Origin of the sequence: Pseudomonas sp. SJZ074 (genome assembly GCF_007828215.1) — a bacterium.
GTDB lineage: Bacteria > Pseudomonadota > Gammaproteobacteria > Pseudomonadales > Pseudomonadaceae > Aquipseudomonas.
In genome coordinates, this window is record NZ_VIUE01000015.1 from 1 (window position 1) to 24646 (window position 24646).

The window sequence follows — 24646 nt, forward strand, 5'->3', positions numbered from 1 at the left end:
GAGGCGTTCATCAGGGGGATGGCGCGCAGCGCCGTTCGACGCAGTCGAACCCATCGAGTGGAGGTCAAGCGCAGCGGACCGGAGCCGATGCCCCCTGATGAATGCCGGAGCGAAGGGACCCCGAGCCTTGGCGAGGGGCCGGACGCTGGAGCGAGCGTTCTTTGCTTACTTTCTTTGGCGTCTGAAAGAAAGTAAGTCGCCGTCAGGGCGAAACCATAGGTGGCCGTTACCGCAGCAATGGATATGTACCGCCCAGTCAACCATCAGGCCACCATCGCGAGCAAGCTTTGCTCCCACAGTGGAATGCGCGCCCATCAAGCCCTGATACCGGACCTGCTATGCCCAAACCCAGGGGTCCCCCTCATTTTTGGCTATTTCCCCCACCGCCCTCCAGAACGCTACTCTTCGCCAATCCGTCGCCATCGCCCAAGGGATTTCATGGACAGAACCACCTTCAAACCATTGCTGCTCACCCTCGCCCTGATCGGCAGCATTCCAATGGCCCAGGCCGCCACCACCCTGGTCTACTGCTCCGAAGCCAGCCCCGCCGGATTCGACCCCAGCCAATACACCAGCGGTACCGACTTCGACGCCTCGGCCGAAACCGTCTTCAACCGTCTCACCCAGTTCAAGCGCGGCGGCACCGAAGTCGAGCCGGGGTTGGCGACGCGTTGGGATGTCTCCGCCGATGGCCTGGTCTACACCTTCCACCTGCGCGATGGCGTGAAATTCCACACCACTGACTACTTCACCCCCACCCGCGACTTCAACGCCGACGACGTGGTGTTCACCTTTCAGCGCCTGCTCGATCCGCAGCAACCGTTCCGCCAGGCCTACCCGACCGAGTCGCCCTACTTCACCGACATGGGCCTGAACACCACAATCAAGAACGTCGAGAAAGTCGACGAGCACACCGTGCGCTTCAACCTGAACAACGTCGACGCCGCGTTCGTGCAGAACCTGGCGATGAGCTTCGCTTCCGTGCAGTCTGCCGAATACGCCGCGCAGTTGTTGAAGGAAGGCAAGGCCGGCGACCTCAACCAGAAACCCGTCGGCACCGGCCCGTTCGTGTTCAAGCGCTACCAGAAGGACTCGCAGATCCGCTACGCCGCCAACACAGCCTACTGGAAACCCGAGGACGTGAGGGTCGACAACCTGATCTTCTCCATCACCCCCGACGCCGCCGTGCGCCTGCAAAAGCTCAAGCGCAACGAATGCCAGGTCAGCGGCTACCCGCGTCCGGCCGACATCGAAGTGATGGAACAGGACCCGAACCTGCAAGTGCTCAGGCAACCGGGCTTCAACCTGGGTTTCCTCGCCTACAACGTGACGCACCCGCCCCTGGACCAGCTCAAGGTCCGCCAGGCGCTGGACATGGCCATCGATAAACCGGCGATCATCAAGGCCGTCTACCAGAGCGCCGGGCAACTGGCCCAGAACGCCCTGCCCCCGGCCCAGTGGTCGTTCGATCCGGCCATCAAGGACGCGCCCCACGACGTGACCAAAGCCAAGGCGCTACTCAAGGAAGCCGGGGTGGCGCCAGGTACCACCCTCAATTTATGGGCGATGACGGTGCAACGCGCGTCCAACCCCAACGCGCGGATGTCGGCGCAGATGATCCAGCAGGATTGGGCGAAAATCGGCATCAAGGCCAACATCGTCAGCTATGAGTGGGGTGAGTACATCAAGCGCGCCAAAAATGGCGAGCACGACGCCATGATCTATGGCTGGACCGGCGACAACGGCGACCCGGACAACTGGCTTGGCGTGCTCTACAGCTGCGCGGCGGTCAAGGGCAGCAACTACGCCAAGTGGTGCGACCCGGCCTACGACAAGCTGATCCAGCAAGCCAAGGTCTCGACCGACCGCCAGCAACGGATCGACCTGTACCGGCAGGCGCAAAAAATCCTCAAGCAACAGGTGCCCATCACGCCGATTGCCAACTCCACGGTATTCCAGCCGATAAACAAAAAGGTCGTGGATTTCAAACTCAGCCCGTTCGGCCTTACGCCCTTCTACGGCGTGGGTTTGCAGCAGTAGAACCCGCCCCGAACCGGTGCGCCGCAGACCCATGGCGCACCGATTCAAGGCACTGTTTGCACCAAAAAAGCCGGCGCAAACGATCAACCGCGTCAGAACTTACACAGATGCGACATTAAGGTACGTTCGTGCCACTGTTTCAGATATGGAACCGCTCTGGATCTTGCATTGGGTATGGGGCCTGCATAAGTATCCGCAGGACGACTCACGAGGTCGCCCTCAAATCCAAAAATGACAACAAATCATGAGGCCAACATGCTTAAACACGCGGTCATTCCGTTTTTAGTCGGCGCAAGCCTATTAGCCAGCGCCCCCTTCGCCCAAGCGGCGGCTAACCTGGTGTTCTGCTCCGAGGGCAGCCCGGCGGGTTTCGACCCGGGTCAATACACCACCGGAACCGACTTCGACGCCTCAGCCGAGACCATCTTCAACCGTCTGACCCAGTTCGAACGCGGCGGCACCGCCGTGATCCCGGGCCTGGCGACCAAGTGGGACATTTCCGAAGATGGCCTGACCTACACCTTCCATCTGCGCGAAGGCGTCAAGTTCCATACGACCCCGTACTTCAAGCCGACCCGTACCTTCAACGCCGACGACGTGCTGTTCACCTTCAACCGCATGATCAACAAGGACGACCCGTTCCGTAAGGCGTACCCGACCGAATTCCCGTACTTCACCGACATGGGCATGGACACCAACATTGCCAAGGTCGAGAAGCTCGACGACAAGACCGTCAAGTTCACCCTCAACGCCGTCGATGCCGCATTCATCCAGAACATGGCGATGCACTTCGCGTCCATTCAGTCCGCCGAATACGCCGCCCAGTTGCTGAAGGAAGGCAAGCCTTCCGATATCAACCAGAAACCGATCGGCACCGGCCCGTTCGTGTTCAAGAGCTACCAGAAAGACTCGAACATCCGCTTCACCGGCAACAAGGAATACTGGCTTCCGGAAGACGTGAAGATCGACAACCTGATCTTCGCCATCACTACCGACCCGTCGGTGCGTATCCAGAAGCTGAAGAAGAACGAATGCCAGGTCACCCTCTTCCCGCGCCCTGCCGACCTGCAGGCCATCCGTGAAGACAAGAACCTGAAGATGCCGGACCAGCCGGGCTTCAACCTGGGCTACATCGCCTACAACGTGATGGACAAGATCAAGGGCAGCGACCAGCCCAACCCGATGGCCCAATTGAAAGTGCGCCAGGCGCTGGATATGGCCGTCAACAAGCAGCAGATCATCGACTCGGTGTATCAGGGCGCCGGCCAACTGGCGGTCAACGCCATGCCGCCGACCCAGTGGTCCTACGACACCACCATCAAGGATGCAGGCTACAACCCTGAGAAAGCCAAGCAACTGCTCAAGGAAGCGGGCATCAAGGAAGGCACCGAAATCAACCTGTGGGCGATGCCGGTCCAGCGTCCGTACAACCCCAATGCCAAGCTGATGGCTGAAATGCTCCAGTCCGACTGGGCCAAGATCGGCATCAAGGCCAAGATCGTCACTTACGAGTGGGGCGAGTACATCAAGCGTTCCAAGGGCGGTGAGAACGGCGCGATGCTGATCGGCTGGAGCGGCGACAATGGTGACCCGGACAACTGGCTCAACGTGCTGTTCGGTTGCGACTCGCTGCAGGGCAACAACTTCTCCAAGTGGTGCGACAAGAAGTTCGACGACATCGTCAAGCAGGCCAAGCGCACTTCGGACCAGTCCAAGCGCACCGAGCTGTACAAGCAGGCGCAACACATCCTCAAGGATGCCGTGCCGATGACACCTATCGCTCACTCGACGGTGTTCCAACCCATGCGCACCAACGTGCAGGACTTCTTGATCAGCCCATTCGGCTTGAACTCCTTCTACGGTGTCAGCATCAGCGACAAATAGGTAAGCAACGGCGGCGTCTCCTGACGCCGCCGTTTATTTATCTGCCAAGGCCCAGGAAATCGCCTACCTCCAAGACATCTGCACAGCACGGCAGCTGTTCGAGGACGTACCGCCCTTTCTCACAAGTCTTTCAGGCGTTACGCATTGACTGCCAAACCCACGGCCGTACCGTAGGAATCTGGCAGATCGGCTGACCCTATGGCATCGCTGTATGCAATGGAATGAATTCAGTGTCCCGGACCTGTCCCCGGATGGACGCCGGTTCACTGTTTAACATCCCCGAACGAAAGAGGGAGCGTCATGCGTCATACCCTGATTTTTTCTACATTGCTGAGTACCGGCCTGCTGGCCGCGACATCCGTGGCCCAGGCCGCCGCAGTCGGTAGCCTGGTGTTCTGCTCCGAAGGCAGCCCCGCCGGCTTCGACACCGCGCAGTACACGACCGCCACCGATAACGATGCCGCCGAGCCGTTGTACAATCGCCTGGCCGAGTTTGAAAAAGGCGCGACCAATGTCGTTCCAGGCCTGGCGACAAGCTGGGATATTTCCGAAGATGGTTTGAAATACACCTTTCACCTGCGCGAAGGGGTGAAATTCCATAGCACCGACTACTTCACGCCGACCCGAGACTTCAACGCCGACGACGTGCTGTTCACCTTCAACCGCATGCTTGACCCGCAGCATCCCTTCCGCAAGGCCTACCCCACCGAATTCCCCTACTTCAACGGCATGAGCCTGAACAAGAACATCGCCAAGGTGGAAAAAGCCGGCCCGCTGACCGTGGTCATGACCCTCAACAGTGTCGATGCCGCGTTCATCCAGAACATCGCCATGAGCTTCGCCGCGATCCTGTCGGCCGAGTACGCCGACCAGTTGCTCAAGAGCGGGAAGCCGAGCGACATCAACCAGAAACCCATCGGCACCGGCCCGTTCGAGTTCAAGAGCTACCAGAAAGACTCCAACATCCGCTACGTTGCCAACCCCCAGTACTGGGCACCGGAACGGGTGAAACTGAAAAACCTGATCTTCTCCATCAACACCGACGCCTCCGTGCGGGTGCAGAAGCTCAAGGCCAACGAATGCCAGATTACCCTGCATCCGCGTCCGGCCGATGTGCCAGCGTTGAAGAACGACCCCAAGCTGCAGTTGATCGAGAAGCCCGGTTTCAACCTGGGTTACATCGCCTACAACACCCGCCACAAACCCTTCGACCAGGTCGAAGTGCGCCGTGCGCTGGACATGGCGGTGAACAAGCAGGGCATCCTCAACGCGGTGTACCAGGGCGCAGGGCAACTGGCGGTCAATGCCATGCCACCGACCCAGTGGTCCTACGACGACACCATCAAGGACGCCGCCTACGATCCGGAAAAAGCCAAGGAGCTGCTCAAGGCCGCCGGGGTCAAGGAAGGCACCGAAATCACCCTCTGGGCCATGCCCGTGCAGCGCCCGTATAACCCCAACGCCAAGCTGATGGCCGAAATGCTCCAGGCCGACTGGGCGAAGATCGGCCTGAAGGTGAAGATCGTCAGCTACGAATGGGGCGAGTACATCAAGCGCACCAAGAACGGTGAGCACGATATCAGCCTGATCGGCTGGACCGGCGACAACGGTGATCCGGACAACTGGCTGGGAACGCTGTATAGCTGCGACGCCATTGGCGGCAACAACTACTCCATGTGGTGCGACCAGGATTACGACAAGTTGATCAAGCAGGCCAAGGTCGTCACCGACCGCGACCAGCGCACCGTGCTCTACAAACAGGCCCAGCAGTTGCTCAAGCAGCAAGTGCCGATCACCCCTGTTGCCCACTCGACGGTCAACCAGCCGCTGAGTGCCAAAGTCGAAGGATTCAAAGTCAGCCCCTTCGGTCGCAACGTGTTCTCGGGCGTCAGCCTGAACCCATAACCGTTTAGTCCACAGCGAGGGCCCCTTGGGGCCCTTACGCAGAGGTCTTGCCGTAATTCGCCGATCAGGCCAACTGCAAACGTTTGCGATCTCTTATCAGCAGCAAATCGATAGCCGCATCACCAAAAAAGACCGGCATTAATAAAGAAAGAAAAAGGAGCGTTACCCATGAAATTGAGCAGCACCGCGTTACTGGCCCTGGCCATCAGCAGCGTTACCGCTACGGCGTACGCAGAGCCGCAAAGCCAGGCATTCGTGCCGACCGAACTGGCGAGTACCAGTGCCCAATCCGAAGCCAAGGGCTTTATCGACGGCCAAAGCCTGTCGGGCACTACGCGCAACTGGTATGCCAATGAATTGTTGAAACGCGGAAACTTCAGCTATCAGAAGCACGGTGAGACACGCCCCACCGATCGTCGTATCAACTGGGTCCAGGGCACCATCCTCAACTACACCTCGGGCTTCACTCAAGGCACCGTGGGCTTCAGCACCGAAGTCGCGGCCTACAACGCGGTAGTCCTGGATCGCAGTCGCAAGGACATTGCCAACGGTGGTAACCGCACCCTGGCCGAGAACAACGGCGATGCCGTGGACCAGTGGAGCAAGCTGGGTCTGGCCAACGTAAAAGCCCGGATCTCCAACACCACCCTGACCGCGGGTCGTCAGAACTTCAGCACCCCGATCGTCGACGTGATCGGCAACCGTCCGCTGCCTTCGAGTTTCGAAGGTGTAAGCCTGCACAGCGAAGAATTCAGCAACCTGTCGTTCGATGCCGGCGTGTTTGACCGCGTCTCGCCACGTACCGAACAGAGCCTGTCGAAATTCCGCTCCGAGTACACCAACAACAGCGCAGAGACCGACAAGGTCAGCGTCGTCGGCCTGAACTACCAGCCACTCAAGAGCCTGAAGACCAGCCTGTACGCTTCTCAGGTCGAAGACTTCTGGAACCAGTACTACTTCGGCGCCACCCACGAGCTGGGCGACGCGTCGCAGCTGGCATTGACCACCGGCCTGAACTACTACAAGACCGTGGACGAAGGCAAAAAGGAGATGGGTGAAATCGACAACGACACCTACTCGCTGTCGCTGGGCCTGACCCACCAGGCCCATACCCTGACATTCTCCTATCAGGCGGTGAACGGTAACGAATACTTCGACTACCTGCACGAAACCAACGGCATCTACCTGGCCAACTCCCTGCTGTCGGACTTCAACGGTCCGAACGAAAAATCCTTCCAGATCGCCTATGGCATCAACATGGCTGAATACGGTGTGCCAGGACTGAAATTTAATATCTATCGTGCTCGCGGCTGGGGCATCGACGGTACTCATTACACCGGCACCGCCTATGACGTCCGCGGCCTGAACGATGAAAATCACTACGAAACCGGTGTGGGCGCTTCCTACGCGGTGCAGAGCGGTCCGTTGAAGGCCACGGCGATTCGTGCCACCTACACCGAACACCGCTCCAGCCGTAACCAGATTGACGGCAGCATCAACGAGTTCCGCCTGGTCACCACCGTTCCGTTCAACATTCTCTAACCTTCCGCCGACGGTCGACCCACAAGGTCGACCGTTCGGTTTTTTGCCGTTCCACCGATTGCAGAGGATATGACGATGAACATGATCCCCCTACGCGCAGCCATCGCCGCTGCGTTGCTGAGTGTCGCCGTTGGCGCCACGGCCAAGCCCCTCGTGGTTTGCACAGAAGCCAGCCCGGAAGGCTTCGACATGGTCCAGTACACGACTGCAGTCACTGCCGACGCCGTGGCGGAAACCATTTTCAATCGCCTGGCCGATTTCAAGCCCGGCACCACCGAAGTGATTCCGGCCCTGGCCGAATCCTGGGACATCAGTGACGATGGCCTGACGTACACGTTCCACCTGCGCAAAGGCGTCAAGTTCCACACCACCGAATACTTCAAGCCGACCCGCGACATGAACGCCGACGATGTGGTCTGGAGCTTCCAGCGCCAGCTGGACCCGAATCACCCATGGCACAAACTGTCGAGCGTGGGCTTCCCCTACTTTGAAAGCATGGGCTTCAAAGAGCTGCTCAAAAGCGTCGAGAAAGTCGACGAGCACACGGTCAAGTTCACCCTGACCCGCCGCGAAGCGCCGTTCCTGGCCGACATCGCCATGGCCTTCTCCTCGATCTACCCGGCCGAATACGCCGACCAGTTGCTCAAGGCCAACAAGGCCGGCGACCTCAACAGCAAGCCGGTCGGCACCGGGCCGTTCATCTTCCAGCGCTACAACAAGGACGCCCAGGTTCGCTTCAAGGCCAACCCGGACTACTTCCGCGGCAAGCCGCCGGCCGATGCACTGGTGCTGGCCATCGCCACCGACAACAACGTGCGGCTGCAGAAGCTCAAGGCCAACGAGTGCCAGGTCGCGCTGTATCCCAAGCCCGATGACATCCCGAGCATCAAGAAAGACGCCAACCTGAAGGTCGATGAACTGGACGCCATGACCGTGTCCTACGTCGCCATGAACACCCAGCACAAGTACATGAGCGATGTGCGGGTGCGCAAAGCCATCGACATCGCCTTCGATAAGGAAGCCTACGTCAACGCGCTGTTCGGCAAGGGTAACGCCACCGTGGCGGTCAACCCCTACCCGCCAACGCTGCTGGGCTTCAATCACGAGCTGAAGAATCCGCCCCGGGACCTGGACAAGGCCCGCCAACTGCTCAAGGAAGCCGGCGTGCCGGAAGGCACCGTGTTCACCCTGTTCACCCGCAATGGCGGCGGCCCGACCAACCCCAACCCGATGCTCGGCGCGCAGATGATGCAGGCTGACCTGGCGAAAGTCGGGATCAAGGTCGATATCCGCGTCATGGAATGGGGCGAAATGCTCAAGCGCGCAAAAAATGGCGAGCACGACATGGTCTCCGCCGGATGGGCGGGCGATAACGGCGACCCGGATAACTTCCTGACGCCTATGCTCAGTTGCGAGGCGGCCAAGAACGGCGAAAACTACGCCCGCTGGTGCAACGAGAAATTCCAGGCGCTGATCGACCAGGCCCGCGCCACAGTGAACCCCGAGGAGCGCATCAAGCTCTATGAACAGGCCCAGATGATTTTCAACCAGGACCAACCGTGGATCAGCATGGCCCACACCCGGATGTTCACGGCAATGCGCAAGAACGTAGAGGGCTACGCCATTAGCCCGCTCACCACCAATAACTTCGCCACCACCCAGGTGAAGTAGATAAGAAGATGCCCCGGCATCCCTGACCCCAGGGCTGCCGGGCACGCCTAACCGGCTGATGAGGTACACCTGAAGATGTTTAGTTTTATTGCCCGCCGACTGGGATTATTGATCCCCACGTTCTTCGGCATCACCTTGCTGACCTTCGCGTTGATTCGCATGATCCCCGGCGACCCCGTGGAAGTGATGATGGGCGAACGTCGGGTCGATCCCGAAATGCATGCTCAGGCAATGGAACGCCTTGGCCTCAATAAACCGCTGTACGCCCAGTACCTGGACTACATCGGCAACCTGGCCCACGGTGATCTCGGCGAATCGCTGCGCACCCGCGAAAGCGTCTGGACCGAGTTCAGCTCACTGTTTCCCGCGACCCTGGAGCTGTCCATGGCCGCCCTGTTGTTCGCCGGTATCCTGGGCCTGCTGGCCGGGGTGATCGCGGCACTCAAGCGAGGATCGCTGTTCGACCATGGGGTGATGGGCGTCTCCCTGGCGGGGTATTCGATGCCGATCTTCTGGTGGGGCCTGATCCTGATCATGTTCTTCTCGGTGTCCCTGGGCTGGACCCCGGTGTCGGGACGCATCGACCTGCTCTACGACATCGAACCGAAAACCGGCTTCATGCTGATCGACACCTTGCTCGCCGATGAGCCGGGCGCGTTCCTCGACGCGCTGCACCACCTGATCCTGCCGGCCATTGTACTGGGCACCATTCCGCTGGCGGTGATCGCCCGCATGACCCGCTCTTCGATGCTGGAAGTGCTGCGCGAAGACTACATCCGCACCGCCCGGGCCAAGGGTCTGTCGCCGACACGCGTGGTGTTCGTCCACGGCCTGCGCAACGCGTTGATCCCGGTACTGACCGTGGTCGGCCTGCAGGTCGGCACACTGCTGGCCGGCGCGGTCCTGACCGAAACGATCTTCTCCTGGCCGGGCATCGGCAAGTGGCTGATCGAGGCCATCGGCGCCCGGGACTATCCCGTGGTACAGAACGGCATCCTGTTAATCGCCTGCCTGGTGATTCTGGTCAACTTCGTCGTGGACATCCTCTACGGCTTTGCCAACCCACGCATCCGTCACCAGCGCTGAGATCAAATCCATGAGTACTCCAACTCCTTCGGTAGCAGTCGATCAAAGCCTGCTGTACCCGTCCCCGTACAAAGAATTCTGGCAGGCGTTTTCCCGTAACAAGGGCGCCGTGGCCGGGCTGATGTTCATGATCCTGGTGGTGTTCTGCGCGATCTTCGCGCCATGGGTCGCGCCCCACGATCCGAGCGAGCAGTACCGTGACTTCCTGCTGACGCCGCCGGCCTGGCTCGAAGGCGGGCAGATCCAGTTCCTGCTGGGCACCGACGAACTGGGCCGCGACCTGCTGTCCCGGCTGATCCAGGGTTCGCGCCTGTCACTGCTGATCGGCTTGTCGTCGGTGGTGATGTCGCTGATCCCAGGCATCCTGCTGGGCCTGTTCGCCGGGTTCTTCCCGCGCATCCTCGGCCCGACCATCATGCGCCTGATGGACATCATGCTGGCCCTGCCTTCGCTGCTGCTGGCCGTGGCGATCGTCGCCATCCTCGGCCCAGGCCTGATCAACACCGTGATCGCCATCGCCATCGTGTCGCTGCCGTCCTACGTGCGCCTGACCCGCGCCGCCGTCATGGGCGAGCTGAACCGCGACTACGTGACCGCCGCCCGCCTGGCCGGTGCCGGTCTGCCGCGCCTGATGTTCATCACTGTGCTGCCCAACTGCATGGCCCCCCTGATCGTGCAGGCAACACTGAGCTTTTCCTCGGCCATCCTCGACGCCGCAGCCCTGGGCTTCCTCGGCTTGGGCGTGCAGCCGCCGACTCCGGAGTGGGGCACCATGCTGGCCTCGGCTCGGGACTACATCGAACGCGCCTGGTGGGTCGTGAGCCTGCCTGGCTTGACCATTTTGCTCAGCGTGCTGGCAATCAACCTGATGGGCGACGGCCTGCGCGATGCGCTGGACCCGAAACTCAAGAATGCCGCCTGAGGAGATTCCCATGTCACTGCTAGAAATCAAGAATCTCAACGTCCGCTTCGGCGACGCCAACGCCGTACCCGTGGTCGATGGCCTGGACCTGAGCGTGGAAAAAGGCGAAGTGCTGGCCATTGTTGGCGAATCGGGCTCGGGTAAATCCGTGACCATGATGGCGCTGATGGGCCTGATCGAGCATCCCGGCATCGTCACCGCCGATGCGCTGAACTTCGACGGCAAGAACATGCTCAAGCTGAGTGCCCGCCAGCGCCGGCAGATCGTCGGTAAGGACCTGGCGATGGTGTTCCAGGACCCGATGACCGCGCTCAACCCCAGCTACACCGTGGGCTTCCAGATCGAAGAAGTGCTGCGCCTGCACCTGAAGATGTCCGGCAAGGCCGCCCGCAAGCGTGCCATCGAACTGCTGGAAAAGGTCGAGATCCCGGGCGCCGCGAGCCGCATGGACGCCTACCCGCACCAACTGTCCGGTGGCATGAGCCAGCGCGTGGCGATTGCCATGGCCATTGCCGGCGAGCCGAAGCTGTTGATCGCTGACGAACCGACCACCGCCCTGGACGTGACCATCCAGGCGCAGATCATGGACCTGCTGCTGGCCCTGCAAAAAGAGCAGAACATGGGCCTGGTGCTGATTACCCACGACCTCGCCGTCGTCGCGGAAACCGCCCAGCGGGTGTGCGTGATGTACGCCGGTCAAGCCGTGGAGGTGGGCAAGGTGCCGCAGTTGTTCGATATTCCGGCCCACCCGTACAGCGAAGCATTGCTGGCGGCGATTCCGGAACACAGCATGGGCGCCGAGCGCCTCGCGACATTGCCAGGCATCGTGCCCGGCCGATACGACCGTCCACAGGGCTGCCTGCTGTCGCCGCGTTGTCCTTACGTGCAGGATAACTGCCGTCAACAACGCCCGGCCCTCGATCCGAAATCCAACAGCCTCGCCCGCTGCTTCTACCCGCTGAACCAGGAGGTGGCGTGATGGCCGTCGTTCTTACCGCCCGTGACCTGACCCGTCATTACGAAGTGTCCCGTGGCATGTTCAAGGGCCATGCGACCGTGCGTGCCCTCAACGGTGTGTCGTTCGAACTGGAAGCCGGCAAGACCCTGGCCGTGGTGGGCGAATCCGGTTGCGGCAAATCCACCCTGGCCCGGGCCCTGACGCTGATCGAGGAGCCGTCCTCCGGCTCCCTGAAAATCGCCGGCCAGGAAGTCGCTGGCGCCAACAAGGCCGAACGCAAGCAATTGCGCAAAGACGTGCAGATGGTGTTCCAGAGCCCCTATGCGTCTCTCAATCCGCGGCAGAAGATCGGCGATCAACTGGCCGAGCCGTTGTTGATCAACACCAGCCTGTCGGCCTCCGAGCGGCGGGAAAAAGTCCAGGCGATGATGAAGCAGGTGGGCTTGCGTCCCGAGCATTACCAGCGTTATCCGCACATGTTCTCCGGCGGCCAGCGCCAGCGCATCGCCCTGGCCCGCGCCATGATGCTGCAACCCAAGGTGTTGGTGGCGGACGAACCGACGTCGGCGCTGGACGTTTCGATCCAGGCCCAGGTGCTCAACCTGTTCATGGATTTGCAGCAGGAACTCAACACTGCCTACGTGTTCATTTCCCACAACCTGGCGGTGGTGCAACACGTGGCCGACGACGTGATGGTGATGTACCTCGGCCGCCCGGTGGAAATGGGTCCCAACGAGTCGATCTACAGCCGTCCGTTGCACCCTTACACCCAGGCGCTGCTGTCGGCCACGCCGACCATCCACCCGGACCCGAACAAGCCGAAAATCAAGATCGTCGGCGAACTGCCGAACCCGCTCAACCCGCCGCCCGGCTGCGCCTTTCACAAGCGCTGCCCGTACGCCACCGAACGTTGCAAGACCGAAGAGCCGGCCCTGCGTCCACTCGATAATCGATTGGTCGCCTGCCACTACGCCGAGCAATTTCTCGACGGCGCGGCATAAGGAGTCTGGTTGAAAGGGCGGTGTTGTTCATTCAAGAACAACACCGCCCCTCGCCACAGGGCTAAGTCAGGTTCACGCTAAGGCAAAGCGCTGGCGCATGCTCCTGCCCCAGGGCGATGCGCCGGTGGCCTGCCCCTCTCCTTTGATCCACACGGCCTGACCATCGAGGCTGACTTCAACATTGAACCCCAGCACTACCTGCCATTGCCTTGAGTCGGACGACGTAAAATCCACTCGCTCCCGAGTGATGGAACCGCCCTGCCAATCCATGGTTCGCTCTCCCGCGATCTCATAGTAGGCGCCAGCACCTTCAACCGAAGGAAACCGATAAACCTTGGGCTCCCGGTCGCGCTCGGGAATATAGAAGATCAGCTCTCTCTGACGCCCGTCGTCGCCTGTCCAGATGGCCTGGATCACAAAATCCTCACTGCTCCCGTCAGCCATCAACGTGAGCGAAGTTGAATCAAACGCGACGTCGCCTACCCATCCCTTCAAGTACCCCGTCGCTTGTGCTGACTGGTCGTTGGTGCTCATTTTGCTCTCCGCTCCCAGGTACATTGCACTTGAGTTATAAGAGCCGACCGCACAAGCGTCTACTGTCAGAACTGACAGGTCACGATCATCGTGGCGAGAGTTAACACTCAGGATTGGCTATCCTCTTCATCGCCACCGTCATCCGGTTCATCATCGGTAGTCGGACCGTCATCCTCCTCGTCGCCGGTGTCTTTTTGCTCATCGGCAGCCAGCAGCAGTCCACTCTCCACCACTTGCCCGCTTGAAGCGTGCTGTTCATGCTTATCGCACTGCGCCCACACAGCGGCGGATCCCAGTGACAGCATGACCATGACTTTCAGCAACAACATGACGCGTAGAAACCTGTTCATAACCGATGCCCTCTCTTCTGAAATGAAGCCGCGACCCGACGGCGTTCAGGAAACAGTCCCGAACAGGTTGGCTTACAAGAGTAGGACGCAGAACCTGGGACAGAATGCCCTGGGCGACAGACCGCTTTCGAATAGAAGTTAGTTCGAACAGTTATGTCTGGAACACGCTCCCACACAGGGGGATGTGGATCGGGAGCAAAATTTTTTATTCACTGGAGATCTGTTGTGGGAGCGGGCTCGCTCGCGAAGGCGGTGTGACAGCCCATGAAGATGCCGAATGTAACAGCCTCTTCGCGAGCAAGCCCGCTCCCACAGGGGAAGAGAGCAGCAACAAAAAACCCCGAAGCTCTCGCAACGGGGTTTCGGTCCTGCTACTCAGCGCTTAGTGATGCTCACGGGTCGCGCGGAATTTCACGTCCGGCCAGCGTTCTTCCATCAGCGCCAGGTTGACCCGGGTCGGGGCCAGGTAGGTCAGGTGACCGCCGCCGTCCAAGGCGAGGTTTTCCACAGCCTTGTTGGAAAATTCCTCGAGCTTCTTCTTGTCGCTGCATTCGATCCAGCGAGCCGAGTACACGGTGATCGGCTCGTAGGAGCACTCGACCTTGTATTCCTCTTTCAAGCGGCTGGCGACCACATCGAACTGCAGCACACCGACGGCGCCGAGGATGATGTCGTTGCTGCGCTCCGGGAAGAACACCTGGGTCGCGCCCTCTTCGGCCAGTTGCTGCAGGCCCTGACGCAGTTGCTTGGACTTGAGCGGATCCTTCAGGCGTACGCGGCGGAACAGCTCCGGGGCGAAGTGCGGGATGCCGGTAAAACCCAGGGCTTCGCCTTCGGTGAAGGTATCGCCGATCTGGATCGTGCCATGGTTGTGCAGGCCAATGATGTCACCGGCGAAGGCCTCTTCCAGTTGTTCGCGTTCCGAGGAGAAGAAGGTCAGGGCGTCGCCGATGCGCACGTCCTTGCCGGTGCGCACGTGGCGCATCTTCATGCCTTTTTCGTATTTGCCGGAGCAGATGCGCATGAAGGCGATGCGGTCGCGGTGCTTGGGGTCCATGTTCGCCTGGATCTTGAAGATGAAGCCCGAGAACTTCTCTTCCACCGGCTCCACGGTGCGCTCGTTGGCGACCCGCGGCAGCGGACGCGGCGCCCAGTCGACTACAGCGTCGAGCACGTGGTCTACACCGAAATTGCCCAGCGCGGTTCCGAAGAACACCGGAGTCATCTGACCATCGATGAACGCCTGCTGGTCGAACTCATGACAGGCACCCTGCACCAACTCCAGTTGCTCGACGAAACGCTCGTACTCGTCGCCCAGGTGCGCGCGCGCTTCGTCGGAGTCCAACCTTTCGATGATTTTGGTTTCGGTGCGCTCATGACCGTGACCGGCGGTGTAGACGATGATGTAGTCACCGGCCAGGTGGTACACGCCCTTGAAGTCGCGGTAGCAGCCGATCGGCCAGGTGATCGGCGCAGCCTTGATCTTCAGGACCGCCTCGATCTCGTCGAGCAGTTCGATCGGGTCGCGGATGTCGCGGTCGAGTTTGTTGATGAAGCTGACGATCGGCGTGTCCCGCAAGCGGCAGACTTCCATCAGCGCAATGGTCCGCGGTTCGACGCCTTTACCGCCGTCGAGCACCATCAACGCCGAGTCCACCGCGGTCAGGGTGCGGTAGGTGTCTTCGGAGAAGTCTTCGTGGCCTGGGGTGTCGAGCAGGTTGATCATGTGTTCGCGATATGGGAACTGCATGACCGACGTGGTAATGGAGATACCCCGCTGTTTTTCCATCTCCATCCAGTCGGAGGTGGCATGGCGGTCGGACTTGCGCGACTTCACCGTGCCGGCGATCGCAATCGCCTTGCCCATCAGCAGGAGCTTCTCGGTGATGGTGGTCTTACCGGCATCGGGGTGGGAAATAATGGCGAAAGTGCGGCGTTTCGCGACTTCGGCGGCCTGTTTGGTCATGGGAAATCGCCTGGCAGGTGATTCAAAAAAGGGCGGCGATTATAGCTCAACTTGTGCCAGGAACCGAACCGTTGAGCACATCGAAGGTGGCCAGAAGCTTCCCGACTGGGGAACCTTTTGCGCCGTGGAGACGTCCACCCCCCTGCTGCATTTGTTCGTCAGGAGCTGAAAAATCAGCAAGTTAGCCTGACGAGGCAGCGCCCATGGCTCCATCCACATGCCGGTTTACCGGTATCGAAAAGAGCTGCTTTTCGCGAACGTTTTCCCGGCAACCCTACGGCCTGTCGCCTGGGAAAGCGTGCGCCGATTGAAAGACAAAGGAGTCCGCCTGTGGCTATCCGCTATGGCAAAGGGCTGACAGGAGGCGTGGTCGTCGTCGCCCTCCTGGCCCTGTTGGTCCACTGGATCGGCATCGATACGATCCGACATTATCGCGACGACCTGTTGTTCTACCTGCAAGCCCATCTGATGCTGGTACTGGTTTCGATGCTGGCAGCCTTGATCGTGGGCATCCCCGCCGGTATCGCCTTAAGCCGCCCCGGCATGGTCGGGCGCGCCGAGCGCTTCATGCAAGTCTTCAACATCGGCAACACCGTGCCGCCCCTGGCCGTACTGGCCATCGCCCTCGGCGTGCTGGGAATCGGCAGCGGGCCGGCCATCTTCGCCCTGTTCCTCGCCTCGCTGCTGCCTATCGTGCGCAACACCTATGAAGGCCTGAAAAACGTCCAGGGTTCGCTCAAGGAAGCCGCCACCGGCATCGGCATGACCCCACGCCAGGTGCTGTGGAAAGTCGAACTGCCCAACGCCGTGCCGATCATCGTCGGTGGCGTGCGGGTCGCCCTGGCGATCAATGTCGGCACCGCACCGCTGGCTTTCCTGATCGGTGCCAACAGCCTTGGCAGCCTGATCTTCCCTGGCATCGCCTTGAACAACCAGCCGCAGCTGTTGCTCGGCGCCGCCTGCACCGCTCTGCTGGCGTTGTTGCTCGACGGCCTGGTGACACTGGCCAGCCGCCTCTGGTTGGAACGTGGTCTGCGACCGTCATAAAGCCGGCTGGATAAAGGAATCATCATGAAGAAGTTGAGCTTGATACTGGGCTGCGTGCTGCTGTTCGCCGGTTTTGCACAAGCGGCGGAAAAACCTGTGATCCGCCTCGGCGCCCGGGTCTTCACCGAGCAGACGCTGCTGGCGGAAATCACCGCACAATACCTGCGCAGCAAAGGCTACGACGCGCAGATCACCGGAGGGCTGGGCAGCAACCTAGCCCGCAGCGCCCATGAAACCGGGCAGTTGGACCTGCTCTGGGAATACACCGGCGTGTCCCTGGTGGCCTACAACCATGTCACGGAGAAACTCGACAGCGCCCAGTCCTACGCCCGGGTGAAAGCACTCGACGCGAAAAAGGGCCTGGCCTGGCTGGCACCGTCGAAATTCAGCAACACCTACGCCCTGGCCCTGCCGGAGAAAGTCGCCCGCCAGTACCCGCAGATCCGCAACATCAGCCAATTGAACAGCGTGCTGCAGGCCGAAGCGGATGAGAACCACCTGGTGGCGTTGGACACCGAGTTCGCCAACCGCTCCGACGGACTGGCGGGCATGGTCAAGCAGTACGGCATGAACCTGACCCGCAAGAATATCCGGCAGATGGACGCCGGGCTGGTCTATACCGCCCTGCGCAACGCTCAGGTGTTCGCCGGGCTGGTGTACACCACAGATGGCCGGTTGAATGCCTTCAAGTTGAAATTGCTCGAGGACGACAAGCACTACTTCCCCGACTACACCGCCGCGCCAGTGGTGCGCCAGGCATTCCTCGACGCCCATCCGCAACTGGCCGCGCAACTCAAACCGCTGGCCGAGCTGTTCGACGACGAAACCATGCGCCAGCTCAATGCCCGCGTGGACGTCGACCATGAAAGCCCTTCCGTGGTGGCCGCCGACTTCTTGCGCCAGCACCCCATCGACTGAGGAAAAAGCCATGGAACTGTTGAACGCCTTTTCCCATCTCGACTGGCAGCAGGTGATGCACCTGACCTGGCAGCACATCACCCTGGTGGGCATCGCCGTGACCCTGGCGATTGTCATCGGCGTGCCGCTGGGGATCTTCATGACCCGCTTCCCGGCGCTCGCCGGCCCCTTGCAGGCCAGCGCGACAGTGCTGCTGACGATCCCATCGATTGCCCTGTTCGGCCTGTTATTGCCGTTCTATTCCAAGTTCGGCCAGGGCCTGGGGCCGATGCCGGCGATTACCGCGGTGTTTCTCTATTCGCTGTTGCCGATCATGCGCAACACCTACCTGGCCCTTACCGGCGTGGAACCGGGCATCCGGGAAGCCGCCCGCGGCATCGGCATGACCTTCGGCCAGCGCCTGCGCATGGTCGAACTGCCCATCGCTGTACCCGTGATCCTCGCCGGCGTGCGCACCGCCGTGGTCATGAACATCGGCGTCATGACCATCGCCGCCACCATCGGCGCCGGTGGCCTGGGCGTGCTCATTCTCGCTTCCATCAGCCGCAGCGACATGTCGATGCTGATCGTCGGCGCCGTGCTGGTCAGCCTCCTGGCCATCTTCGCCGACCTGCTTCTGCAATGGCTGCAACGCTCGCTGACTCCAAAAGGGCTATTAAAATGATCGAACTTCAAAACCTCAGCAAAACCTTCAAGAGCAACGGCAAGGACGTCAAGGCCGTGGACTCGGTGAACCTGATCGTCAACGAAGGCGAGATCTGCGTGTTCCTCGGGCCGTCGGGCTGCGGCAAGAGCACCACGTTGAAGATGATCAACCGGCTGATCCCGCCCACTTCGGGCAAGGTGCTGATCAACGGTGAAGACACCACCGGCCTCGACGAGGTGACCCTGCGTCGCAACATCGGCTACGTGATCCAGCAGATCGGCCTGTTCCCGAACATGACCATTGAGGAGAACATCGTGGTAGTGCCGAAGCTGCTCGGCTGGGACAAGCAGAAATGCCACGACCGCGCCCGCGAGCTGATGAACATGATCAAGCTCGAACCCAAGCAGTACCTGCATCGCTACCCCCGTGAACTGTCGGGCGGCCAGCAGCAACGGATCGGCGTGATCCGCGCCCTGGCGGCCGATGCGCCGTTGCTGCTGATGGATGAACCCTTCGGCGCGGTGGACCCGATCAACCGCGAGATGATCCAGAACGAGTTCTTCGAGATGCAACGGGCACTGAACAAGACCGTAATCATGGTCAGCCACGACATCGACGAAGCCATCAAGCTGGGGGACAAGATCGCGATCTTCCGCGCCGGCAAGCTGATCCAGTGCGACCACCCGGACACCTTGCTGGCGCATCCGGCCGACGAGTTCGTCAGCAATTTCGTCGGCCAGGACAGCACCCTCAAACGGCTGTTGCTGGTCAAGGCCGAGGACGCGGCCGACAACGCCCCCTCGGTCAGCCCGGAAACCCCGGTGGCCGAGGCGCTGGAATTGATGGACGAGCATGACCGTCGCTACGTGGTGGTCACCTGTGCCGAGAACAAGGCCCTGGGCTACGTGCGCCGTCGCGATCTGCACCGCCAGACCGGCACCTGCGCGCAATACCTGCGGGAGTTCAACGCGACGGCGGCCTACGACGAGCACTTGCGGATCCTGCTGTCGCGCATGTACGAGTTCAACCGCTCGTGGCTGCCGGTGATGGACGCCGAGCGGGTGTTCCTCGGCGAGGTGACCCAGGAGTCGATTGCTGAGTACTTGAGCTCCGGCAAGTCCCGTGGGGGCAAGACCAGCATCGTGTCGCCGGCCGAGATCGCGCAGGCTTGATTTCTGATCACTCCCTACCCGGGAGATTGGCTTTTTGCTCTTGTGGCGAGGGCAGAAGCCACATCAGCGGTTCCAAACACTCATCCAGGGGAACATCAATCCGTCACACAGGTCGGTTACATCAAGAGCTGTCGCGGACCGCACGACGGATGTGTGCAAAAACGCGACATTTTTAGTTGATCTCAGGCCCCTCACGCCCTAAAGTTCGCGCCGAACGTCCATGCTGGAAACGATCCATCCGGCTCAAGTACTGACGACGAGACAGCAAGGCCAAGGGCAGCACGCAGCCCATGGCCTTTTTGCTTTCGGCGACATGCCTTGGGAAGTAGGCGAACCAAAGTGGGGATACGGAGGACGTTCACGGGGGCAGCTTGCCCTCAAACCCATTGATCCTGATGTTTGCCAGTAGGAGTCCCAACGTATGTCGATCCAGGTCGAAGATTATTTCGCGCGCGAAACCTTTCAGAAAATGAAGGCGTTCGCCGACAAGCAGGAAACCCCGTTCGTGGTGATCGACACCGCGATGATCTCCCAGGCCTACGACGACCTGCGCGCCGGTTTCGAATTCGCCAAGGTCTACTACGCCGTCAAGGCCAACCCGGCGGTGGAAATCATCGACCTGCTCAAGGAAAAAGGCTCGAACTTCGACATTGCCTCGATCTATGAGCTGGACAAGGTCCTGAGCCGGGGCGTAACCCCCGACCAGATCAGCTACGGCAACACCATCAAGAAGTCCCGGGACATCCGCTACTTCTACGACAAGGGCGTGCGCCTGTACGCCACCGACTCCGAAGCCGACCTGCGCAACATCGCCAAGGCAGCGCCGGGTTCGAAAGTCTACGTACGCATCCTGACCGAAGGCTCGACCACCGCTGACTGGCCACTGTCGCGCAAATTCGGCTGCCAGACCGACATGGCCATGGATCTGCTGATCCTGGCTCGCGACCTGGGCCTGGTGCCGTACGGCATCTCGTTCCACGTCGGCTCGCAACAGCGCGACATCAGCGTCTGGGACGCCGCCATCGCCAAGGTCAAGGTGATCTTCGAGCGCCTCAAGGAAGAAGACGGCATCGAGCTGAAACTGATCAACATGGGCGGCGGCTTCCCGGCCAACTACATCACCCGCACCAACAGCCTGGAAACCTACGCCGAGGAAATCATCCGCTTCCTCAAGGAAGACTTCGGCGACGACCTGCCGGAAATCATCCTCGAGCCGGGCCGTTCGCTGATTGCCAACGCCGGTATCCTGGTCAGCGAAGTGGTGCTGGTCGCCCGTAAATCCCGTACCGCCGTCGAGCGATGGGTCTACACCGACGTGGGCAAATTCTCCGGCCTGATCGAAACCATGGACGAAGCCATCAAGTTCCCGATCTGGACCGAGAAGAAAGGCGAGATGGAAGAAGTGGTCATTGCCGGTCCAACCTGCGACAGCGCCGACATCATGTACGAGAACTACAAGTACGGCCTGCCATTGAACCTGGCCATCGGCGACCGCCTGTACTGGCTGTCGACCGGCGCCTATACCACCAGCTACAGCGCCGTGGAATTCAATGGTTTCCCGCCGCTGAAGTCGTTCTACGTATAACGCGATCTGTCGATAAGAGGGTCCATGCAGCGTGCATGGACCTTTTTTATTTGCGCAGCCAGGTCTCGAAATTCTCCAGCAGCGCCATGCATTGACCCAGAGCATTCATGACAGCGCTCAATCTTGAATTCAGTTCTCCCAGCCGCACTGCGTAGCTCGCGCGCCTGAGGGTCAGGACCACGTCCTCCATACGCCGATATAAATCCTGCGCCAACACGCCCATCTGCCCAATCAGGCTATTGAATTCCTTGAACAACAAGGCAATGTCGGCCTTGTATTCCACCGCCCTGATCGAAGCGTCCCGAGAGGAATAAACCAGGTCCCAGGCGGGTGTGGTAACCGCTTCTTGAAATAACATCTGCGCCACGCTCGGTTGGGTGTGGCAACGACAAGCGCGATGATCCATGGCGCTGATGAACACCGGGCTCAACCCGAGTGACTCTCGATACAGCTCATCGAAACGAAACACCCACTGTCTGATCGCGCTTCTGTGGTTGATAAAGCGCAGGTGAAGCTCATGGGTCAGGTCCTCTACCTTTGTCGGAGGCGCCAGCAACCATCGCGCTGAACGGGACAAATTGAACAGTCTGAAATCCACCTGTTCAATCGCTTCCCTTCTGGAGAACCGCGCGGTGACATCGAGAGCATCCCGGCTGAACACCGCCAGTACTTCCACATCCTTTTTCAAGGAAATGTCGAGAGCATTGACGTAGCCCCAGAGCGCCGATAGATACTGTCCGTTGAAGAATGCGTTGTTCCACCTTGAATCCATCGCCGGCACGGATGGCTGATGACCCGCACTTCGACGCCGTTCAAGAACGACCGAAATGTTATTCAAGATCGAGCGCAGGGAACCCAGGAAGCGAGCGTAGCGATCCAGAGTCTTTCGCTGTGCCCTCGTCCATTCATGGCCAAGTTGATCCATAGGCTGCCCTTGGCGATGGCAGACACGGGTCCGCCATCGCTTCATTAATGGGAATGTCCATTGCGGTCAGGAAGACTCCGCTCCGATGCGTGGGTTATTCGCGGAGGGGGCGCAAATGGTTGATCATGCCTGGGATAAGGCCACATACGGCGCGCACGCGCGCCTCGACAGGTTGTGATTTATCCTGCTGGAAAACGCCCGTGAACTGTTCAAACACCGCAACGATATTCAGGAACTCCTTAAGAAAACTCCCACGTCCACTGTCCAATGCGTCTAGTGTCTGAACCAGCTCGACTTTGCCCTGGATCAAGGTGATGTCCCTGGTATACGCCTCTGTCTCCAGGCGCAGTTGCCTGGCCCTTTCCTGAAGCCGGCTGTACCCGGCAAGCATGTTGAGATAGGAAATGGTTTCGGCGATGCCGGAGAGCGTTTTCTTCAGCGTCTCCATGGCCAGCATTGCAACCTGCACCTGGGGAGGCGCCATGCCCATCGCCATCAGGTTATCCACAGTCAACTGAGCCTGCTGACCGATTTTTTCCACGCCGCTTCTTTCAATCAACGCAATCGCATCGGCAACCGATTTCATCTGCGAGTCCAACTCGGCTCGCTTGGCCTCAGCCTTGTTTTTTTGATCTTCTGCAAATGCCCGGTCTTGCTCCAGTGTGGCGATCCATTGCGCCGAGGCGCTCTTGTCATAGCGGGCGCCAAGGTCGACCTGGAGTGTTTTCAATTCGCGGGTCTGCTGGGCAATGGCAACGAACACCTCATGAAGCTCATCTTCCATTTCCTTGGAAATTTCATGTAGTTCATTCTTGTCATGGGCGTTTTCAAAATCCTCCTGAATCTGCTTGAGGTTGCCCAGTGCCCGGTCCAATACATACATCGTTGTCTGCGCACGGCTGCGCAAACCAAAGGTCGTACTGTCGATCATAAGTGCCAGGCTTGTCATTCTCTCTACTACACCCGGCAGATAAGCATGCCTTTGGAACAGCATCTGTGCCCGAACGCTGGAGTTCTGAACATTCGAGTTATGACTGCGTAGCGCCATTACCTCAAGAGCCGGATAATCGGTGCTCCTCAACATCATTCGCCCCATCCTCCTTGACATCAAATTACTCATTTCGTACTCCCGTTGAGCTTCTGCAAATACGGCAAGCAATGCATCGGAACTGGTACGGATATCCCGCCAGGGCGTGAACACTTTTTTCACGTTGCGGATAAATCCCCTCAAGCTCACGGCGTCATTGATCTTATCCACCTCCTTTACCGAGGAAGTGATATATAAGCCGAGCGCTTCCCATACCAGCATGAGGTTCTGGGTGGCCACTTCAGCTTCAATCGTAACGGCACTCAGGTTCTGCAGGTCACCTCGCACGCGATTCAAAGAACTGAGTGTCTGGCTTTTGCTGGCCATTTTCTGGATGGCAATATCCTGCACTTCCTTCAGTTGTTTGCGCTGATTGCGTATTTTCTCGGCCTGGACCCCTTGATAAATGCCAAGAATCAGTCCACCAACATTAAGGGAGGCCGCTGCAATAATCGCTTCCTTCACCATCTGGTCGTATTTCTTGTTGAGCTCATCGAGTTCTGCAGCGCGCTGGTCGATATCATCCTGAAGCACTTGAACTTCCTGCCGATAGGAGTTCTCGCTCACCGCTTTCAATCGCAGCTTGACCTCCGGCAGCACTTTTTCCCGCAGGTCCGTGCCGAAGCGGTCCAGCTCCGACCTGACACTTTCTGCCTTCGCCTGGCAATCCTTCACATCGGCAAGCATGGCATTGAGGTAGTACTTGATCTCTGGAATATCCCCCGAAGGCAGCGTCACGTCGGGGAGACCGGGGTGTTTGAGCTTGAGCTGCAGGTAACCCTCTACGGTGCTGATTCCATGTTCCCGGAGATGTTTCGATATTTCACTGTCCTCATAAACCTCAACAATCCCTTCGCCATTTTCGATAATCTTTTCGGCAAATAATTTCAGATGAGTGCCCGTCAGCATGATCTCCCGACGCAACGGCGCCCAACGCTTGGCATGGTCATAGGTCATTGTGAACGTACGCAAAAAATCCCTGGCTGTCAGCCCAAGACCGCCACCATCGCCTGCGCCATAATTCAAATAAGCCACGACATCGTTATAACGGTAAGGTAGCGACAAGCCGAGCACTTCATACCTGCGCAAACTGATGATCTGCTCTTTGGTAAGTTGTATGCCGGGCTCCCGGTTATATTCGCGCCCGCTGCCCAGAGACGCCTCTACAAAAACCTTGGGCGCCTGCATGGCGGCCTCAACGATCTTATCGTCCAAGTTAAATTCCATCATAGACTTCCTGTCTTCTAAAATAATATTGAAGTTTCGCTGATGGTAATCAGAGTAAAAAATCACAAACATAATTACCGGTCGCGCCAAATGACTCTAAAGCAGTTGCGCGCACGCCCACTACTCTTCAAATATTAGAAAACAAGACAATCACCCGTCAGCCCAGACAAGCGCTGAGCC

The 24646-nt window shown here is 59.5% G+C and carries 19 protein-coding genes; 14 read left to right on the forward strand and 5 right to left on the reverse strand.

Annotated elements, in window-relative coordinates; all coding sequences use genetic code 11:
• The first annotated feature begins 438 nt into the window (after positions 1-438).
• The 9 genes from FBX99_RS16385 to FBX99_RS16425 all read left to right on the forward strand — a co-directional run bounded on the left by FBX99_RS16385 (position 439) and on the right by FBX99_RS16425 (position 13009).
• Positions 439-2040, forward strand: a complete 1602-nt coding sequence (locus FBX99_RS16385) for an ABC transporter substrate-binding protein (RefSeq protein WP_145132102.1) — start codon at positions 439-441, stop codon at positions 2038-2040.
• A gap of 255 nt (positions 2041-2295) precedes the next feature.
• Positions 2296-3924 carry an ABC transporter substrate-binding protein gene (locus tag FBX99_RS16390; protein WP_144922704.1) on the forward strand — a complete coding sequence of 543 codons (1629 nt, stop codon included), beginning with the start codon at positions 2296-2298 and terminating at the stop codon, positions 3922-3924.
• Positions 3925-4224: 300 nt separating this feature from the next.
• Complete coding sequence (locus tag FBX99_RS16395; protein ID WP_144922701.1) at positions 4225-5829, forward strand: ABC transporter substrate-binding protein; 1605 nt, start codon at positions 4225-4227, stop codon at positions 5827-5829.
• A 168-nt stretch (positions 5830-5997) separates the two neighbouring features.
• A complete protein-coding gene (locus FBX99_RS16400) occupies positions 5998-7371 on the forward strand; it encodes an OprD family porin (RefSeq protein WP_144922698.1) in 1374 nt (457 codons plus the stop codon).
• Between the two features lie 75 nt (positions 7372-7446).
• The gene (locus tag FBX99_RS16405; RefSeq protein ID WP_145132104.1) at positions 7447-9042 is read left to right on the forward strand and encodes an ABC transporter substrate-binding protein; all 1596 of its coding nucleotides are present in this window, start codon (positions 7447-7449) and stop codon (positions 9040-9042) included.
• 75 nt (positions 9043-9117) lie between these two features.
• Positions 9118-10128, forward strand: a complete 1011-nt coding sequence (locus FBX99_RS16410; protein ID WP_144922691.1) for an ABC transporter permease subunit — start codon at positions 9118-9120, stop codon at positions 10126-10128.
• Between the two features lie 10 nt (positions 10129-10138).
• Positions 10139-11050 carry an ABC transporter permease subunit gene (locus tag FBX99_RS16415; protein WP_041020610.1) on the forward strand — a complete coding sequence of 304 codons (912 nt, stop codon included), beginning with the start codon at positions 10139-10141 and terminating at the stop codon, positions 11048-11050.
• Between the two features lie 10 nt (positions 11051-11060).
• Positions 11061-12029, forward strand: coding sequence for an ABC transporter ATP-binding protein (locus FBX99_RS16420; RefSeq protein ID WP_144922688.1), 969 nt, complete (start codon positions 11061-11063; stop codon positions 12027-12029).
• Positions 12029-13009, forward strand: a complete 981-nt coding sequence (locus tag FBX99_RS16425) for a peptide ABC transporter ATP-binding protein (protein WP_145132106.1) — start codon at positions 12029-12031, stop codon at positions 13007-13009. The genes FBX99_RS16420 and FBX99_RS16425 overlap by 1 nt, the downstream gene beginning before the upstream one ends.
• A gap of 72 nt (positions 13010-13081) precedes the next feature.
• Here FBX99_RS16425 and FBX99_RS16430 read toward each other — a convergent pair whose 3' ends face one another.
• The 3 genes from FBX99_RS16430 to FBX99_RS16440 all read right to left on the reverse strand — a co-directional run bounded on the left by FBX99_RS16430 (position 13082) and on the right by FBX99_RS16440 (position 15859).
• The gene (locus FBX99_RS16430) at positions 13082-13543 is read right to left on the reverse strand and encodes a hypothetical protein (RefSeq protein ID WP_144922682.1); all 462 of its coding nucleotides are present in this window, start codon (positions 13541-13543) and stop codon (positions 13082-13084) included.
• Positions 13544-13650: 107 nt separating this feature from the next.
• Positions 13651-13872, reverse strand: a complete 222-nt coding sequence (locus tag FBX99_RS16435) for a hypothetical protein (RefSeq protein ID WP_371921389.1) — start codon at positions 13870-13872, stop codon at positions 13651-13653.
• A 403-nt stretch (positions 13873-14275) separates the two neighbouring features.
• Positions 14276-15859 carry a peptide chain release factor 3 gene (locus FBX99_RS16440; RefSeq protein WP_144922676.1) on the reverse strand — a complete coding sequence of 528 codons (1584 nt, stop codon included), beginning with the start codon at positions 15857-15859 and terminating at the stop codon, positions 14276-14278.
• Between the two features lie 330 nt (positions 15860-16189).
• Here FBX99_RS16440 and FBX99_RS16445 point away from each other — a divergent pair, with 330 nt between their 5' ends.
• From FBX99_RS16445 to FBX99_RS16465, 5 genes are all read left to right on the forward strand, one after another.
• Positions 16190-16906, forward strand: coding sequence for an ABC transporter permease (locus tag FBX99_RS16445; protein WP_055126890.1), 717 nt, complete (start codon positions 16190-16192; stop codon positions 16904-16906).
• A gap of 24 nt (positions 16907-16930) precedes the next feature.
• On the forward strand, positions 16931-17824 hold the full coding sequence (locus tag FBX99_RS16450; protein WP_144922670.1) for a glycine betaine ABC transporter substrate-binding protein: 894 nt from the start codon (positions 16931-16933) through the stop codon (positions 17822-17824).
• A 10-nt stretch (positions 17825-17834) separates the two neighbouring features.
• Positions 17835-18488 carry an ABC transporter permease gene (locus FBX99_RS16455; protein ID WP_144922667.1) on the forward strand — a complete coding sequence of 218 codons (654 nt, stop codon included), beginning with the start codon at positions 17835-17837 and terminating at the stop codon, positions 18486-18488.
• A complete protein-coding gene (locus FBX99_RS16460) occupies positions 18485-19642 on the forward strand; it encodes a betaine/proline/choline family ABC transporter ATP-binding protein (protein ID WP_145132108.1) in 1158 nt (385 codons plus the stop codon). The genes FBX99_RS16455 and FBX99_RS16460 overlap by 4 nt, the downstream gene beginning before the upstream one ends.
• Before the next feature lie 421 nt (positions 19643-20063).
• On the forward strand, positions 20064-21227 hold the full coding sequence (locus FBX99_RS16465) for a type III PLP-dependent enzyme (RefSeq protein ID WP_144922662.1): 1164 nt from the start codon (positions 20064-20066) through the stop codon (positions 21225-21227).
• 46 nt (positions 21228-21273) lie between these two features.
• Here the strand turns inward: FBX99_RS16465 and FBX99_RS16470 are convergent, their stop codons facing one another.
• Positions 21274-22152, reverse strand: coding sequence for a hypothetical protein (locus FBX99_RS16470; protein ID WP_145132110.1), 879 nt, complete (start codon positions 22150-22152; stop codon positions 21274-21276).
• Between the two features lie 94 nt (positions 22153-22246).
• Complete coding sequence (locus FBX99_RS16475; RefSeq protein WP_256664075.1) at positions 22247-24454, reverse strand: alpha-xenorhabdolysin family binary toxin subunit A; 2208 nt, start codon at positions 24452-24454, stop codon at positions 22247-22249.
• Between the last annotated feature and the right edge of the window lie 192 nt (positions 24455-24646).